This is a genomic window from Agromyces sp. CF514 (genome assembly GCF_900113185.1).
Classification (GTDB): Bacteria; Actinomycetota; Actinomycetes; order Actinomycetales; family Microbacteriaceae; genus Agromyces.
This window is the reverse complement of the sequence record NZ_FOZD01000001.1, coordinates 2,300,519-2,316,793: the sequence shown is the minus strand read 5'-3', so window position 1 is coordinate 2,316,793 and position 16,275 is coordinate 2,300,519. Positions and strand designations below refer to the sequence as shown.

Here is a 16,275-nt window from a genome sequence, read left to right as displayed (position 1 = left end):
CGTGCAGCTCCGGCCGTGCAGCGGCGGCTCCATCCCTGCAGCGGAATGCGAGAATGAACGGGATGGATGCCACGGCCCTGCCCCCACGTCTCGCCGAGACACGAGACGACTTCCTCGCGCTCGGCGTGAAAGACCGACTGCAGCTCCTGCTGGAGTTCTCGAACGAGCTTCCCGCACTGCCCGAGCGGTACGCCGAGCACCCCGACCTGCTCGAGCGTGTGCTCGAATGCCAGTCGCCGGTGTTCATCTTCACCGAGCTCGACGACGGGCATGCGCACCTGTACGCGACCGCGCCGGCCGAGTCGCCCACGACGCGCGGGTTCGCGTCCATCCTCGTGCAGGGCATCGACGGACTGACCGCCGACGAGGTGCTCGCGATCCCCGACGACTACCCGCAGACGCTCGGCCTCGGCGAGGCCGTCTCCCCGCTGCGCGTCCGCGGCATGACGGGCATGCTCGCCCGCATCAAGCGGCAGGTCAGGGCGCGGCAGGCGGAGTAGCCGCAGCAGCGTCGGCGCCGGCCTCCGTGCTGTCGGCCGGATCCCTGGGCGAGGTCGCTGCCAGTTCGGCGAGCCAGCCCGTGATGAGCCGCGTCCACCGCTCGGGGTCGTGGTTCCAGAGCTTCGTGTGCCTGGCGCCCGTGAACTCCTCGAACCGGATGAGGTCGGGCCGCGCCTCGGCCAGACGTCGGGAACCGTCGATCGGCACGAACCCGTCGTCGACGCTGTGCATGAGCAGCATCGGCACGTCGAACTCCCCCGCTCGCGCGACGGGGTCGAGCTCCTCGACGGCCACCGGCGCTGCGAGGCCGGTGAGGCCGCCGCTCCACGGCTCGCCGAGCACGTGCGCGACCGCGTCGCCGAGCCCCGTGGGCAGGCCGAGCGCACGGCCCTGGAACCTCAGGATGTCCACCCAGTCGATGGCGGGTGAATCGAGGATCACCCCGACCAGTCGCTGCCGCACCTCCGACGAACGCAGCACGGCCTGCAGCGAGATCGAACCGCCCATCGACCAGCCCATGAGCACGATGCGCCGGGCACCGTGCTCGGTCGCGTATCGGACGGCCGCCTCGACATCCGCCCACTCGGTGCCGCCGAGGCCGTATCGCTTGTCGACGCTCTCGGGCGCCTCGCCGTCGTTGCGATAGCTGATGAGGAGCGTGGTCCAGCCCGCATCCGTGATCGGCTCGATCGCTCGGAGACCCTCGTGGCGCTTCGCGCCTCGCCCGTGCACCTGGATCACCCAGTCGGCGGACTCCGCGCCCGCCTCGTCGACGGCCGGCACCAGCCACGCGGGCGCCGGGCCGAGCGCGGTCGGCACGACCACGTCGCGGTAGGGCCGGTCGAGCTCCCACGGGCCGAGGCGCACCCACCCGCTCATGCGACCGTGGGTCGCGCGATCGAGCCGGCCGAAGTCGACGGCCTGGATGCGCCGGCGGACGACACGGCCGTCGTCGGCGACCACGTCGCCCAGGCGCGCATGCCCGGCATCCGTGTCGAACCAGAACCCGTACGTGCCGCGCATGCGCGTCTCGTCCGTCGCCGCCAGCGCGATGGTCGAACGGGCCAGGTCGACGCCGACGATGCGTTCATCGCCTCGCTTGGCGGGCTCGGGGGTCACGACCCGCCTCGCGAACACGATCGCGAGCACGGCCGTGACCGCTGCGAACACCGCGCCCGTCACCGCCGCGAACCCGATCAGCGAACCGATCACCCTCGTCGCACTCGAACCTCGACCCATCGCCACCCTCCCGCAGACGCCGTTCCGATGCGTGTGTCGCCGGGGGCGGCGTGCCGCCGCGGCGCACCCCATCCGAGACTCTAGTCTGCACTCGTGCCCGACTCCTCGACGCATCTCCCCCCAGAGTTCGAGGCCGCGATCGCGTCCCTGCGTGCGGCCTCGCCCCGCGCCGAACTGCGCGTGCAGGAGATCCCAGCACCCGGTTCGCTCGCCCCGTTCGCCCTCGCCCTCTCCGCCGACGTCTCGCCGGCCGCGACCGGGCACGGCGACGACTCCGACCTCGGCACCGGCCGTCTCGTGCTGCTCTACGATCCGACGGAACCCGAGGCGTGGGGCGGCCGCTTCCGCATCGTCTGCTTCGCGCAGGCCCCGCTCGAGACGGACATCGGCCTCGATCCGTTCCTCGCGGATGTCGCATGGTCCTGGCTCGTCGATGCGCTCGACGCCCGAGGGGCCGCATACATCTCGGCGTCCGGCACCGCGACGAAGATCCTCTCCACCGGATTCGGCGAACTCGCACGGCAGGGCGACGGCGCCCAGATCGAGTTGCGCGCCTCCTGGACGCCGCTCGACGCCCAGATCGGTCCGCATGTGGAAGGCTGGAGCGAACTGTTGTGCATGTTGGCAGGCCTGCCTCCCCGATCAGAGGGGGTGACGCCCCTGCCAAGACGGAGGACGAATCGTGGATGAATTGCGGGTGATCGAGACACCCGCCGAGTTCGACGAGGCGGTTCGTCGTCTCCTCGACGGCGAAGGGCCCGTCGCCGTCGACGCCGAACGCGCGAGCGGCTTCAAGTACTCGCAACGCGCCTACCTCATCCAGATGCACCGTCGCGGCTCGGGCACCTTCCTCTTCGATCCGCCGCAGATCCCCGACTTCTCGTCGCTGCAGTCGGCCATCGTCGACGCCGAGTGGGTGCTGCACGCGGCCAGTCAAGACCTCGCCTGCCTGCGCGAGGTGGGGCTCGACCCCTCGCTGATCTTCGACACCGAACTCGCGGCGCGCCTCCTCGGCATGCCCCGGGTGGGCCTCGCCGCGGTCGTCGAGGACCTGCTGGGCGTGCACCTCGCGAAGGAGCACTCCGCCGCCGACTGGTCGACCCGCCCGCTGCCGCAGTCGTGGCTGACGTACGCGGCCCTCGACGTCGACCTGTTGGTCGACGTGCGCGACGGCCTGGTGCAGCGGCTCGCCGATGCCGGCAAGTCCGAGCTCGCCGCAGAGGAGTTCGAGGCCGTGCGCACGCGCGAGCCGAAGCCGGCCAGCGCCGAGCCGTGGCGCCGTCTCTCCGGGATCCATGCCGTGCGATCGCCCCGCAACCTCGCGGTGGCCCGCGAACTCTGGCTCGCCCGCGACGCGTTCGCCTCCGAGTCGGATGTCGCGCCCGGCCGCCTCATCCCCGATGCCTCGATCCTCGCCGTGACCAAGGAGCTCCCGCGCACGCGCAAGGCGCTCGCCGACCTCCGAGCGTTCAACGGCCGTGCGAGCCGCACCGAGCTGGAGCGCTGGTGGGGCGCCGTCGAGCGCGGACTCGCGAGCGAGGACCTGCCCGCGACCCGGGTGCCCGCCGATGCACCCCCTCCGCCGCGTGCCTGGGCGATGCGCAACCCCGAGGCCGACGCCCGACTCCGACTCGCGAAGGCCGCCGTGACGGAGATCGCCGAATCCATGCAGATGCCGGTCGAGAACCTCCTCACGCCCGATCACCTGCGCCGCGTCGCCTGGACCCCGCCCGCGTCGACCGATGCCGACGCCATCGGCGACGCCCTCGCCGAGCTCGGCGCACGGCCCTGGCAGGTTGCAGCAACAGCACATAAGATCGCCCTCGCTTTTGTCGAGGCATCACAAGCCGTTCACGACGCCGAGAAGCCCGCTTCGTAGGAACCGTCAAGCGATGCAGGCGTCGCGGAGCCGCTTCGTAGGATCGACGTAATCCAGATCGAAAGTGAGCTGCAGCGTGGCACATCAAGCTGATGTCGTCTTCGTCGACGGAGTCCGGACTCCGTTCGGCAAAGCCGGTGAAAAGGGCATGTATTGGAACACTCGGGCCGATGACCTCGTCGTGAAGGCGATCGTCGGACTACTCGAGCGCAACCCGAACGTCCCGAAGGATCGCATCGACGACGTGGCCATCGCCGCGACGACGCAGACCGGCGACCAGGGCCTGACCCTCGGGCGCACGGCCGCGATCCTCGCGGGCCTGCCCAAGACCGTTCCCGGATTCTCGATCGACCGCATGTGCGCCGGCGCGATGACCGCCGCCGCGATGGTCTCGGGTTCGATCGGATTCGGCATGTACGACCTCGCCATCGCCGGTGGCGTCGAGCACATGGGCCACCACCCGATGGGGTCGGGCGTCGACCCCAACCCCCGCTTCCTGAGCGAGCGCCTCGTCGGCGAGGACGCACTCGTCATGGGCGCGACCGCCGAGCGGATCCACGACCGCTTCCCGCAGCTGACCAAGGAGCGCAGCGACCGCTTCGCCCTCGCCAGCCAGCAGAAGACCGCCGCCGCCTACGCGGCGGGCAAGATCCAGCAGGACCTGGTGCCGGTCGCGATCCGCACCGAACAGGGCTGGGGGCTCGCCACGCACGACGAGGTCATGCGTCCTGAGACGACCCTCGAGGGACTCGCGGGCCTGAAGACCCCGTTCCGCCCCCACGGCCGCGTCACCGCGGGCAACGCGTCGGGCCTGAACGACGGCGCGACCGCTGCGCTGCTCGCCTCGGGCGACACCGCGAAGGAACTCGGCCTGGCGCCCAAGATGAAGCTCGTCAGCTACGCGTTCGCCGGCGTCGACCCCGAGATCATGGGCATCGGCCCGATCCCGGCCACCGAGAAGGCGCTCCGGAAGGCGGGCCTGACCATCGACGACATCGACCTCTTCGAGATGAACGAGGCCTTCGCCGTGCAGGTGCTCTCGTTCATGGACCACTACGGCATCGACGACGAGGACCCCCGCGTCAACCCGTGGGGCGGCGCCATCGCCGTCGGACACCCGCTCGCGTCATCCGGTGTCCGCCTCATGAACCAGCTCGCGAGCCAGTTCGCCGAGCGCCCCGAGCTCCGGTACGGCATCACCAGCATGTGCGTCGGCCTCGGACAGGGCGGCACCATGATCTGGGAGAACCCGAACTTCGACAAGAAGGCGAAGAAGCGCGCATGACCGACTACTCGACCATCGACTTCGACTCGCTCGTGGCCCTCGCCGGAGACGACGAGGTCGTCACGCACTCCTACGTGCGCGACATCCGACTCGCCTCTGGCAAGACGCTCGCGCTCCTGACCCTCGACAACGGACGCGACCACACCCGGCCGAACACGCTCGGCGCGGCGACCCTCCTCGAGTACGCGGCGACGCTCGACGCGCTCAAGGCGCGCGCCGCCGCGGGCGAGATCGACGCGGTCGCCGTCACGGGCAAGCCGTTCATCCTCGCCGCGGGCGCCGACCTCTCGAAGGTCGCCGAGATCCCCGACAAGGCGACCGCGAAGAAGTTCGTGCAGCTCGGACACTACGCGCTCGCCAAGCTCGGCGAGGTCGGGGTGCCGTCGTTCGCCTTCACGAACGGACTCGCGCTCGGCGGCGGGCTCGAGATCGGCCTGCACGCCGACTACCGCACCGTCGACGCGTCCGCACCCGCGCTCGCGCTGCCCGAGGTGTTCCTCGGCCTCATCCCCGGATGGGGCGGCGCGACGATCCTGCCGAACCTCATCGGCATCGAGAACGCTCTCAAGGTCGTCATCGAGAACCCGTTGAAGCAGAACCGCACGCTCAAGGCGAAGGACGCCTTCGACCTCGGCCTCGCCGATGCGATCTTCCCGTCGGTGAACTACCTCGAGGACTCGCTCAAGTGGGCCGACGGCGTGATCAACGGCACCGTCAAGGTCAAGCGTCCCAACGAGCCGGGCAAGCTCGAACGGCTCGCCAAGTGGGACATCGCCATCAAGATCGCCCGCGACACGCTCGCGAAGCGCATCGGCACGGTGCCCCAGGCGCCGTACGCGGCACTCGACCTCATGAAGGCGGCCAAGAGCGGTACGCGCGCCGAGGGCTTCCAGCGCGAAGACGAGGTGCTCGCCGAGCTCATCGCCGGCGACCAGCTGCAGGCGTCGATCTACTCGTTCAACCTCGTGCAGAAGCGCACCAAGCGGCCCGCCGGGGCTCCCGACAAGGCCCTCGCGAAGAAGGTCACCAAGGTCGGCGTGCTCGGCGCGGGGTACATGGCCAGCCAGCTCGCGCTGCTGTTCGTGCGCCGCCTGCAGGTGCCCGTCGTGATCACCGACATCGACCAGGCGCGCGTCGACAAGGGCGTCGCCTACATCGCCGGCGAGATCGACGCCCTGCTCGGCAAGGGCCGCATCTCGCCCGACGAGGCGAACCGCCTCAAGGCGCTGGTGACCGGTACGACCGACAAGGCCGACTTCGCCGACTGCGACTGGGTCATCGAGGCCGTCTTCGAAGAGCTCGAGATCAAGCAGAACGTCTTCGCCGAGGTCGAGCAGTTCATATCCCCCGAGGCCGTGCTCGCGACGAACACCTCCTCGCTGTCGGTCGAGCAGATCGGTTCGAAGCTCGCCCACCCCGAACGGCTCGTGGGCTTCCACTTCTTCACGCCCGTCGCCCTCATGCCGCTGATCGAGGTCGTGAAGACCTCGCACACCGACGAGTCGACGCTGTCGACCGCGATGGTCACCGCGAAGAACCTGAAGAAGAACGCCGTCATCACGGCCGACACCCCTGGGTTCGTCGTCAACCGCCTCCTCGCCGTCCTCCTGGGCGAGGCGATGAAGGCCGTCGACGAGGGCACCTCGTTCGAGACCGTCGACCGGGCGATCGCGCCGCTCGGCCTGCCGATGGCTCCCTCGGCGCTGCTCGACCTCGTCGGGCTGAAGGTCGGCGCGCACGTGCTCGACACCCACCACGCCGCCTTCCCCGACCGCTTCTACCGCAGCGAGAACCTGCACCGGCTCGCCGAGTACGGCACGCTGCTCGAGAAGGACGACAAGGGCAAGGTCAAGGGCTTCGACAAGGGTGCGCTGAAGCTCGTCGCCGGCGGCAAGAATCCCCGCACGGCCGAGGAGATCCTCGTCGCGCTCGAAGACGGACTCGCCCGCGAGGTCAAGCTCATGCTCGACGACGCCGTGGTGGCCGCCCCTGAGGACATCGACCTGTGCATGATCCTCGGCGCCGGTTTCCCGTTCCAGATGGGCGGCGTCACGCCGTACCTCGACCGCGTGGGCGCGTCGGAGCGCGTGTTCGGCGGCACCTTCCACAACCCGCCGATCCGGGGCGTCGAGGCGTAGCCGACGGCACGACGAACAGAGGGCCGGATCCGCACTGCGGATCCGGCCCTCTCGCGTTCGCTCGGACGAGCAGGTCGCGTCAGCGGTCGCCGGCGATGATGGCCGTGGAACCCGTGTCACTCGAGACGGCGCGGGCGTGCGGCAGCTTCGAGCCGAGCACCATGCCCATGACGTCTTGCGCGATGTGCTGCGGGGTCAGCCGGGTGCGCTCGAGGATCTGCGCGCGCGAGGCGTGGTCGAGGAACTCGTCGGGCAGGCCGATCTCAGTGACTGCCGTGTCGACGCCCGCTTCGCGCAGGTCCTGCCGGATGCGGGTGCCGATTCCGCCCACGCGGATGCCGTCCTCGATGCAGACCACGAGACGATGCTCGGCCGCCATGTTCACGATGCTGCCGGGAACGGGCACCACCCAGCGGGGGTCCACGACCGTGGCGCCGATGCCCTGCGCAGCGAGCCGCTCGGCGACCTCGAGCCCGGTGCCCGCCATCGGCCCGACGGTCACGATGAGCACGTCCTTCGTGGGAGCCTCCCGCAGCACGTCGACCCCGTCTTCGGTGCGGCGCACCGCGTCGAAGAATGCGCCGACACTGCCCTTCGGGAACCGGATCACGGTCGGACCGTCGTCGACCGCGACGGCCTCGGCGAGCTCCTCCTCGAGCCGCGCGGAGTCGCGCGGAGCTGCGAGTCGGATGCCGGGCACGACCTGCAGGATCGCGAGATCCCAGACCCCGTGGTGGCTCGGCCCGTCCGGCCCGGTCACGCCGGCACGGTCGAGCACGAACGTGACGCCGGCCTTGTGCAGCGCGACATCCATGAGCACCTGGTCGAAGGCCCGGTTCACGAAGGTCGCATAGATCGCGACGACCGGATGCATGCCGCCGTAGGCGAGACCGGCAGCGGACGTCGCCGCGTGCTGCTCGGCGATGCCGACGTCGATCACGCGGTCGGGGAAGCGCTCGGCCATCTTGTGGAGGCCCGTGGGACGGAGCATCGCGGCGGTGATGCCGACGATGCGATCGTTCTCGGCGGCGAGCTCGACCAGCTTGTCGCCGAAGACGCTCGTCCAGCTCGCGGCGCCGCCGGTCTCGAGGGACTCGCCCGTTTCGGGATCGATCTGGCCGACGGCGTGGAACTGGTCCGCGGCGTCTTTCAGGGCGGGCTCGTAGCCGCGGCCCTTCTCGGTGATCGCGTGCACGATGACCGGTGCGTCGTAGTTCTTGGCCTGTTCGAAGGCCTCGATCATCGCGCCGACGTCGTGGCCGTGGACCGGACCGATGTACTTGATGTCGAGGTTCGAGTAGAGCGCCTCATTGTTCGAGAATCGGGCCAGGAACCCGTGCGTCCCGCCGCGCACGCCCCGGTAGATCGCGCGGCCTGCGCCGCCCATGCGGTCGAAGGCGCGCCGAGACGTGAGGTAGAGGTTGCGATAGCTGCGCCGGGTGCGGACGCCGTTGAGGAAGCGCGCCATGCCGCCGATCGTCGGCGCGTAGGAGCGGCCGTTGTCGTTCACGACGATGATCAGGCGACGGTTGTTGTCGTCGCTGATGTTGTTGAGCGCCTCCCACGTCATGCCGCCCGTGAGCGCTCCGTCGCCGACGACCGCCACGACGTAGCGGTCGTTCTGGCCGGTCATGGAGAATGCTCGCGAGATGCCGTCGGCCCACGAGAGCGAGCTCGACGCATGCGAGCTCTCGACGATGTCATGCTCGGACTCGGACCGCTGCGGGTAGCCGGCGAGGCCGCCCTGCTGTCGCAGCGTCGAGAAGTCCTGACGCCCGGTCAGGAGTTTGTGCACGTACGACTGGTGCCCGGTGTCGAAGACGATGGCGTCTCGCGGCGAATCGAAGACCTTGTGCATCGCGATCGTCAGCTCGACGACGCCGAGGTTCGGTCCGAGGTGCCCGCCCGTCTTCGCCACGTTGCGGACCAGGTACTCGCGGATCTCGGCGGCCAGCTGCTCGAGCTGCTCCTTCGAGAGAGCGTCGAGGTCGCGGGGACCTCTGATCGACTCCAGAAGGGACATCGAGACCACCTTTCGATTCTGCACCGGGAGGCCCGGAGCATCACGCCATTCTACGCGGTCGGCCATGTCCCACCCCGACGCCATGGCGTCGAGCGGACGTGGATCCGCGCGCCGCGCGGGCGGCCCGGACACCGCTCGCAGCGCCTGTCGCTCGCTGCGCGAGCCCAGGTCGAAGGGCTCGATCCGGCCCCTGGCGCGCAGGTCGGCCGACCGCGGCGAGTCCGCCGAACGCCGAACGCCCGCTCCCCCGAGGCCGGATCGGATCCGGACGGAGGAGCGGGCGTTTCGAGTCGCGAGGCTCAGACGAGCGAACGCAGCACGTACTGCAGGATGCCGCCGTTGCGGTAGTAGTCGGCCTCTCCCGGGGTGTCGATACGGACGACCGCGTCGAACTCGATGGTCTGCTTGCCCGCTGCCGAGAACTCGCTCGGTGCTGCCGTCACGCGAACGGTCTTCGGCGTGGTGCCCTCGTTCAGCTCTTCGAGACCGGAGATCGAGACGATCTCGGTGCCGTCGAGACCGAGCGAAGCCCAGCTCTCGCCCGCCGGGAACTGCAGCGGGACGACGCCCATGCCGATGAGGTTCGAGCGGTGGATGCGCTCGAAGCTCTCGGTGATGACCGCCTTGACGCCGAGGAGGCTCGTGCCCTTGGCCGCCCAGTCGCGCGAGGAACCGGAACCGTACTCCTTGCCGCCGAAGATGACGAGCGGGGTGCCCTGGGCCTGGTAGTTCTGGCTCGCGTCGTAGATGAACGACTGCGGGCCGCCCTCGACCGTGAAGTCGCGGGTGTAGCCGCCCTCGACACCGTCGAGGAGCTGGTTCTTCAGGCGGATGTTCGCGAACGTGCCACGGATCATGACCTCGTGGTTGCCGCGGCGAGAGCCGTAGGAGTTGAAGTCCTTGCGCTCGACCCCGTGCTCGGCGAGGTACCGGCCGGCCGGGCTGTCGACCTTGATGTTGCCGGCCGGGGAGATGTGGTCGGTCGTGACCGAGTCTCCGAGCTTCGCGAGCACTCGCGCTCCGACGATGTCGGTGACCGGGGTGGTCTCCATCGTCATGCCGTCGAAGTACGGGGGCTTGCGCACGTAGGTGGATGCCTCGTTCCACTCGAACGTGGAGCCGGTGGGCGTGTCGAGGCCCCGCCAGCGCTCGTCGCCCTCGAACACGCTCGCGTACTGGGTGACGAACATGTCGGTGTTGATCGAGGTGTCGATCGTGCGCTGCACCTCTGCCGCGTCGGGCCAGATGTCCTTCAGGAAGACGTCGTTGCCGTCGTGGTCGGTACCGAGGGCGTCGGCCTCGAAATCGAAGTTCATCGACCCTGCGAGTGCGTACGCGATCACGAGCGGCGGGCTCGCGAGGTAGTTCATCTTGACGTCGGGGTTGATGCGACCCTCGAAGTTGCGGTTGCCCGAGAGCACCGCGGTCACGGCCAGGTCGGAGTCGTTGACCGCGGTCGAGATCTCGTCGAGCAGCGGGCCGGAGTTGCCGATGCAGGTCGTGCAGCCGTACCCGACGGTGTAGAAGCCGAGCGCCTCGAGATCGTCGGTGAGACCGGCCTTCTCGTAGTAGTCGGTGACGACCTTCGAACCCGGCGCGAGCGTGGTCTTGACCCACGGCTTGGCCTTGAGGCCCTTCTTCGCCGCGTTGCGGGCGAGCAGGCCGGCGGCCAGCATGACCGAGGGGTTCGACGTGTTGGTGCACGAGGTGATGGCCGCGATCGCGACGGCGCCGTGATCGAGCACGAAGTTCTCGCCCGAGGCGAGCGTGACATCCGTCGGCTTCGACACGGTCGCCGGCGCGTGGCTCCGGTGCGTGTGCAGGTGGTGCGAGTACTCGTCTTCGGGCGAGTTGCCCGGGGCGTCGGACGCGGGGAACGACTCGGAGCCCTCGAGGTCGACGAGGTCGTGCTCGACCGTCGCGTAGTCGAGCAGGGCGCTCTCGAACGCGGACTTCGACTCGGACAGCTCGATGCGGTCCTGCGGGCGCTTGGGGCCGGCGATGGACGGGACGACCGTCGAGAGGTCGAGTTCCATGTACTCGCTGAAGGCCGGCTCGTTGCCGGCGTCGTGCCAGAGCTTCTGGACCTTCGCGTAGGCCTCGACGAGCGCGACCTGCTGCTCGCTGCGACCGGTGAGACGCAGGTAGTCGAGGGTGACGTCGTCGATCGGGAACATCGCGGCGGTCGACCCGAACTCGGGGCTCATGTTGCCGATGGTCGCGCGGTTGGCGAGCGGCACGGAGGCCACGCCCTCGCCGTAGAACTCGACGAACTTGCCGACGACGCCGTGCTTGCGCAGCATGTCGGTGATGGTGAGCACGACGTCGGTCGCGGTCACGCCCATGGGGATCGCGCCCGAGAGCTTGAAGCCGACCACCTTGGGGATGAGCATGGAGACCGGCTGGCCGAGCATGGCGGCCTCGGCCTCGATGCCGCCGACGCCCCACCCGAGCACGCCGAGGCCGTTGACCATCGTCGTGTGCGAGTCGGTGCCGACGCAGGTGTCGGGGTAGGCGCGGAGCACGCCTTCGACGGTGCGGTCGTAGATGACCTTCGCGAGGTGCTCGATGTTCACCTGGTGGACGATGCCCGTGCCCGGCGGCACGACCTTGAAGTCGTCGAACGCGGTCTGGCCCCAGCGGAGGAACTGGTAGCGCTCGCCGTTGCGCTCGTACTCGATCTCGACGTTGCGCTCGAGTGCGTTCTCGGTGCCGAAGAGGTCGGCGATGACCGAGTGGTCGATGACCATCTCGGCGGGAGAGAGCGGGTTGATGCGGTTCGGGTCGCCGCCGAGCGCCACGACGGCCTCGCGCATGGTCGCGAGGTCGACGATGCACGGCACGCCCGTGAAGTCCTGCATGACCACGCGTGCGGGCGTGAACTGGATCTCGGTGTCGGGTTCCGCCGTCGGGACCCAGGAGCCGAGCGCCTCGATCTGCTGCTTCGTCACGTTCGCGCCGTCTTCGGTGCGGAGCAGGTTCTCGAGGAGAACCTTGAGGCTGAACGGAAGCTTCTCATGGCCGGGCACCGTGTCGAGACGGAAGATCTCATACGATTCTTCGCCGACGCGGAGCGTGTCCTTCGCCCCGAAACTGTTCACTGCAGACACGATGTCCTCTCCTTCACGGATGCCGCGCGAAGCACGCGCAACACTCCATCATCACCGTCGAACATGGGGCTGTTCCAGCAAGGGTAACCTAAGCGCCACCGTGCCCGACAGGCTCCGCATCACCGCGGAATTTATCTTGACGTCGAGATAACTGTATCACTCGGCAGTGCGAGCGGATGACGGATAGACGGCCCGCACCACGAGCCAGGAGAACACGAGCACGAGCGCATAGAGCGGCACGCCCATGAGCAGCCTGGAGACGCCGAGCGCTGCGACGTTGTCGACGAGGTACAGCGGGACCTGCACGATCAGGCGCGCCGCGAACAGGCCGATCCAGACGATCGTGAGGAACTGGGCGGCACGCATCTTGCGACGGTCCTGACGCCAGGCGGTGCCGTCGCCCATGAGGAACCCGACGATGATGCCGATCGCGGGCCAGCGCACGAGCAGGGACACGAGCAGGGCGAGCGCGTAGGCGGCGTTCGTGAAGAAGCCCAGCACGTAGTTGTCGCGCGCATCGCCGGACCAGAGTGACAGGGCTGCGGAGGCGAGCACGCCGATCAGTCCGGCGATCGCCTGGGTCGGCTGGCCCTTCGTCACGATCCGCGCGATCGTGAACACGACCGCGAGCCCGACGGATGCCGCGAGTGCCGGCACCAGCGCGTCCTGCGTCGCCCAGCCGGCGAGGCTCGTGAGCACCGCGTAGGTCACGAGGAAGACGAGTCCGGGCAGGAGCGCCTCGAGGAGACCCCTGACGCCGCCGACCGCCTTCAGCAGGTCGCCGCCGCTCAGCCGCTCGTCGCGTGCGAGAGCACCGAGCCCGCTGCGCTCGGCGGCCTCGGCCATCTGCCGCGCGAACTCATTCGAGTTCGACCGGTCGGCCCCGGCATCCGCTCGCTCCTCGTCGGCGGGCCTGCGCGCGTCGGGATCTGCCATCGTCACGCGGTGGGAGCGCCGGCCGAGGTGCTCGGCATGCGGAGCGGGATCAGGTCGCGCGGCGGCATCGGCGTGGAGCCGCGCACGACCACGATCGACCGGAAGAGGTCTTCGACCTTCGCCGCGGCGGCCGGATCGACCGCGGCCTCGCCGGCGATGACGCCGCGGAGGAACCAGCGCGGGCCGTCGACGCCGATGAACCGGGCCAGGCGCTGGTGGCCCGTCTGACCCTCGGCCGCGGCCACGGGGATCTGGGCCAGCACCTCGGGGCCGAACGTGCCCTCGCGCACGGTGGTCGTGCCGCCCTGGCGAGCGATCTGCTCGGCGATCTGCGACCGGATCTCGTGCCAGAGGCCGCTGTTGCGGGGCGCCGCGAACGGCTGCACCTGCAAGGTCGAGTTCGCGTAGTCGAGGCCGATCGCGACGACGCGCTTCGTGCCCTCCTCGACCTCGAGGCGAACGTGCAGGCCCTCGCGTGGCAGGACCTTCAACCCGCCGAGATCGACGTACGGGCGAACCGGGTTCGCCTCGGACTCGTCGAACGGGCCCGCCGACGCACGGTCGTCTGGTGCGGACTTGGGGTGGTCGACGGGGACCTCGTCGACGTTCTCGATATCGCTCACGCGTTCACTCCTGACTTGTGCTCCCCGAATCCGGTGGAGCCGAATCCCCCCTCGCCTCGCTGGCTCTCGGGGAGCCGCTCGACTTCGACGAACTCCGCACGGCTCACCGGCATGACGACGAGCTGGGCGATGCGGTCGCCGACCTCGATCGTGTGCGGCTCGCTCGCGTCGGTGTTCAACAGTGCGACCTTGATCTCGCCGCGGTAGCCCGCGTCGACCGTTCCGGGTGCGTTCACGATGGTGATGCCGTGCTTGAAGGCGAGCCCCGAACGCGGGACGACGAAGCCGACGTGGCCGTCGGGCAGCGCGATCGCGACCCCGGTGCCCACCGTCGCGCGTTCGCCCGGCTGGAGCACGAGCGCCTCTGCGGCGTGGAGATCGGCACCCGCATCGCCGGCATGGGCGTAGGCGGGAACACGGTCTGCGGTGATGAGCACCTCGACGGAATCGGTCACCGTTCGAGGGTAGTGCAGAAGTCTGATCGAATAGAGCCATGCCCGTGTATCGCGAACGCCTCTGGCCCACCCCGTGGATCTACATCGCCACCCTGCTGCTCGTGCCCGCGAGCATCCTGGTGCTCGCGCCGGTGTCGATGCCGGCCGGGATCGTCACGGGCATCGTGCTCTACGGCGCGTGCGTCGGCGTGCTCTCGATCACGTCGCCGGTGGTCGAGGTGGCCGATGGCGTGCTGCGTGCCGGGCGCGCGGAGATCGCCCTGTCCCAGACGGGCCGGGCCATCGCCGCCGACGAGGTGCAGGCACGAGTCGAGATGGGCACCGGACTCGACGCCAGGGCGTACCTCGTCACTCGCGGGTGGGTCAAGACCCTGGTGCGCGTGCCGATCGAGGACGCGACCGACCCCGTGCCCTACTGGCTCGTCTCGAGCCGCCGGGCAAATGAATTGGCCGCCGCGATCAACGGATCACGGCGGCCAGAGCACGGGGAGGACGCCGACTAGGCGGCGCACTCCAGGCAGATCGGTCCGAGCTTGGACTCGTGGTCGATCTGCGAACGGTGCTTCACCAGGAAGCAGTTCACGCACGTGAACTCGTCAGCCTGCGGCGGGAGCACGACGACGTCGAGCTCGACGTCTGAGAGGTCGGCACCGGGCAGGTCGAAACCACCGGGGTTGTCGGCGTCTTCGACGTCGACCACACCGGACATCTTGTCAGGCACGCGCTCCTTGAGGGCCTCGATCGACTCGGAGTCGTCTTCGGTCTTCCGTGGTGCGTCGTAATCCGTTGCCATTCCCATCCATTTCCGTCAGCGCCGAAGATTCGGCGGCCATAGTCTGCATCAAAACGTCATCATTGGCAAACCTTTCCGACTGGTCTACCATTTGCCCCGTTCAACTTCCGGCGCGCCCGGCGTATTCCCAGAACGGCCGCTCGCGACATGGCATCCTTGTGCGGAGACTGAAGCACGGAAGGGCTTGTCGAGATGCAGGAACTGAAAGTAATCGGAGTCGAGAACGGCGCCCTGGTCGCCGCGTCCGACGATGGCGCACGTTTCCGGATCGAGATCGACGACGTGCTGCAGTCCCGGATCCGCCAGGCGCAGCCCGAGATCCACACCGGGCCGAAACCCTCCCCGCGCGAGGTGCAGGCGCTCATCCGCTCCGGCCTCTCGGCCGAAGAGGTCGCGCAGGTCACCGGCGCGTCCGTCGACTACGTGCGCCGCTTCGAGGGTCCGGTCGTCGCCGAACGCGAGCACATGGTCACGAGCGCCCTCGCCGTGCCCGTGCACGCCGTGATCGAGCAGGACTCCGACGAGCCGGTCACGTTCGGTCTCGCGATCCGCGACCGTCTGGCCAAGCTCGGTGCGCTCGGCGAGCGTTGGGCGAGCTGGAAGGACGAGGAACGCGGCTGGATCGTGAAGCTCGAGTTCACGGCCGACAGCATCGACCACGACGCGCGCTGGGGCTTCGAGCCGCGCAAGCAGTCGCTTCACCCGTTGAACTCCGAGGCGACGACCCTGTCCCAGCAGGGCGAGTTGCGGGGCGGGCTGATGCCGCGCCTGCGCGCGGTCGGCCCCGACAACGAGGAGTCGCGCTTCGACAGCGGCGCCTTCACGTTCGAGGAGCCGGTCGACACCGCACTCGACACCGCTCCGCACCTCGAGCCGCTTCCGTACGCACGCACGACTCCCTCGGTCTCGAGTCCGGCTGCATCGCGTGCCGCGATCAAGCGTGCCGACGAGCCCGCACAGGCGCTCGGCGAGACCGCCGACCTGCTCGAGGCGCTGCGCCGACGCAGGGGCGAGCGCGAGGCCGCGACGACCGAGGTCGAGCAGCCCGAGCTTCCGTTGCCCGCAGATCCGGCTCCCCTGTCTCAGGCGGCAGAAGAAGAAGCGCCCGATGAGCGTCCGTCGGGCGCCGCCCGCTCGATCTGGGGCGCCAAGGCGACGACGGGAGCGACGAACTCCGGTGCCTCCGGCACGCAGCGCGGTGCCAAGAAGGGCCGTGCATCGATGCCGAGCTGGGACGAGATCGTCTTCGGCGCTCGCACCGACGACGACCTCGCCTGACCGCTCCACGACTCG

The 16,275-nt window shown here is 69.3% G+C and carries 14 protein-coding genes; 7 read left to right on the top strand and 7 right to left on the bottom strand.

Annotated elements, in window-relative coordinates:
• Positions 1–62: 62 nt before the first annotated feature.
• Positions 63–500 carry a SufE family protein gene (locus BM342_RS10320; RefSeq protein WP_092965424.1) on the top strand — a complete coding sequence of 146 codons (438 nt, stop codon included), beginning with the start codon at positions 63–65 and terminating at the stop codon, positions 498–500.
• On the opposite strand, the gene BM342_RS10315 is transcribed toward BM342_RS10320, so the two are convergent.
• Entirely contained in the window at positions 478–1,740 is a 1,263-nt protein-coding gene (locus BM342_RS10315) for an alpha/beta hydrolase family protein (RefSeq protein WP_177232131.1), read from the bottom strand. The two genes, BM342_RS10320 and BM342_RS10315, sit on opposite strands and share 23 nt — an antisense overlap.
• A gap of 93 nt (positions 1,741–1,833) precedes the next feature.
• On the opposite strand from BM342_RS10315, the gene BM342_RS19555 reads away from it, so the two are divergent.
• The 4 genes from BM342_RS19555 to BM342_RS10300 all read left to right on the top strand — a co-directional run bounded on the left by BM342_RS19555 (position 1,834) and on the right by BM342_RS10300 (position 7,042).
• Positions 1,834–2,430 carry a DUF3000 domain-containing protein gene (locus BM342_RS19555; RefSeq protein ID WP_143109835.1) on the top strand — a complete coding sequence of 199 codons (597 nt, stop codon included), beginning with the start codon at positions 1,834–1,836 and terminating at the stop codon, positions 2,428–2,430.
• Between the two features lie 7 nt (positions 2,431–2,437).
• Positions 2,438–3,619, top strand: coding sequence for an HRDC domain-containing protein (locus tag BM342_RS10310; RefSeq protein ID WP_369823128.1), 1,182 nt, complete (start codon positions 2,438–2,440; stop codon positions 3,617–3,619).
• Between the two features lie 76 nt (positions 3,620–3,695).
• Complete coding sequence (locus BM342_RS10305) at positions 3,696–4,904, top strand: thiolase family protein (protein WP_092965418.1); 1,209 nt, start codon at positions 3,696–3,698, stop codon at positions 4,902–4,904.
• Positions 4,901–7,042 carry a 3-hydroxyacyl-CoA dehydrogenase NAD-binding domain-containing protein gene (locus BM342_RS10300; RefSeq protein ID WP_092965416.1) on the top strand — a complete coding sequence of 714 codons (2,142 nt, stop codon included), beginning with the start codon at positions 4,901–4,903 and terminating at the stop codon, positions 7,040–7,042. Before BM342_RS10305 ends, BM342_RS10300 begins: the two co-directional genes overlap by 4 nt.
• Before the next feature lie 79 nt (positions 7,043–7,121).
• On the opposite strand, the gene dxs is transcribed toward BM342_RS10300, so the two are convergent.
• The 5 genes from dxs to dut form a co-directional block, all read right to left on the bottom strand.
• On the bottom strand, positions 7,122–9,065 hold the full coding sequence (dxs, locus tag BM342_RS10295; protein WP_092966783.1) for a 1-deoxy-D-xylulose-5-phosphate synthase: 1,944 nt from the start codon (positions 9,063–9,065) through the stop codon (positions 7,122–7,124).
• Between the two features lie 299 nt (positions 9,066–9,364).
• The gene (acnA, locus tag BM342_RS10290; RefSeq protein ID WP_092965414.1) at positions 9,365–12,175 is read right to left on the bottom strand and encodes an aconitate hydratase AcnA; all 2,811 of its coding nucleotides are present in this window, start codon (positions 12,173–12,175) and stop codon (positions 9,365–9,367) included.
• Between the two features lie 156 nt (positions 12,176–12,331).
• On the bottom strand, positions 12,332–13,111 hold the full coding sequence (locus tag BM342_RS10285) for a DUF3159 domain-containing protein (RefSeq protein WP_092965412.1): 780 nt from the start codon (positions 13,109–13,111) through the stop codon (positions 12,332–12,334).
• Positions 13,112–13,113: 2 nt separating this feature from the next.
• Positions 13,114–13,734, bottom strand: a complete 621-nt coding sequence (locus BM342_RS10280) for a DUF3710 domain-containing protein (RefSeq protein WP_092965410.1) — start codon at positions 13,732–13,734, stop codon at positions 13,114–13,116.
• Positions 13,731–14,189 (bottom strand): dUTP diphosphatase, encoded by a 459-nt coding sequence (dut, locus tag BM342_RS10275; protein ID WP_092965408.1) that lies wholly within the window; start codon positions 14,187–14,189, stop codon positions 13,731–13,733. The genes BM342_RS10280 and dut overlap by 4 nt, the downstream gene beginning before the upstream one ends.
• A 38-nt stretch (positions 14,190–14,227) precedes the next feature.
• Between dut and BM342_RS10270 the strand changes: the two genes are divergently transcribed.
• Entirely contained in the window at positions 14,228–14,692 is a 465-nt protein-coding gene (locus BM342_RS10270; RefSeq protein ID WP_092965406.1) for a DUF3093 domain-containing protein, read from the top strand.
• Here the strand turns inward: BM342_RS10270 and BM342_RS10265 are convergent.
• Positions 14,689–14,982, bottom strand: a complete 294-nt coding sequence (locus tag BM342_RS10265) for a DUF4193 domain-containing protein (RefSeq protein ID WP_092965404.1) — start codon at positions 14,980–14,982, stop codon at positions 14,689–14,691. The two genes, BM342_RS10270 and BM342_RS10265, sit on opposite strands and share 4 nt — an antisense overlap.
• Positions 14,983–15,174: 192 nt before the next feature.
• Between BM342_RS10265 and sepH the strand changes: the two genes are divergently transcribed.
• Positions 15,175–16,260, top strand: a complete 1,086-nt coding sequence (gene sepH / locus BM342_RS10260; protein ID WP_092965402.1) for a septation protein SepH — start codon at positions 15,175–15,177, stop codon at positions 16,258–16,260.
• Positions 16,261–16,275: the final 15 nt, after the last annotated feature.

What these genes read in the sequence shown, in the direction of transcription:
- BM342_RS10285 (WP_092965412.1), bottom strand. Translation starts at nt 13,111, where the DNA reads ATGGCAGATCCCGACGCGCGCAGGCCCGCCGACGAGGAGCGAGCGGAT.
- BM342_RS10300 (WP_092965416.1), top strand. Translation starts at nt 4,901, where the DNA reads ATGACCGACTACTCGACCATCGACTTCGACTCGCTCGTGGCCCTCGCC.
- BM342_RS10265 (WP_092965404.1), bottom strand. Translation starts at nt 14,982, where the DNA reads ATGGCAACGGATTACGACGCACCACGGAAGACCGAAGACGACTCCGAG.
- BM342_RS10315 (WP_177232131.1), bottom strand. Translation starts at nt 1,740, where the DNA reads ATGGGTCGAGGTTCGAGTGCGACGAGGGTGATCGGTTCGCTGATCGGG.
- BM342_RS10320 (WP_092965424.1), top strand. Translation starts at nt 63, where the DNA reads ATGGATGCCACGGCCCTGCCCCCACGTCTCGCCGAGACACGAGACGAC.
- BM342_RS10270 (WP_092965406.1), top strand. Translation starts at nt 14,228, where the DNA reads ATGCCCGTGTATCGCGAACGCCTCTGGCCCACCCCGTGGATCTACATC.
- dxs (WP_092966783.1), bottom strand. Translation starts at nt 9,065, where the DNA reads ATGTCCCTTCTGGAGTCGATCAGAGGTCCCCGCGACCTCGACGCTCTC.
- sepH (WP_092965402.1), top strand. Translation starts at nt 15,175, where the DNA reads ATGCAGGAACTGAAAGTAATCGGAGTCGAGAACGGCGCCCTGGTCGCC.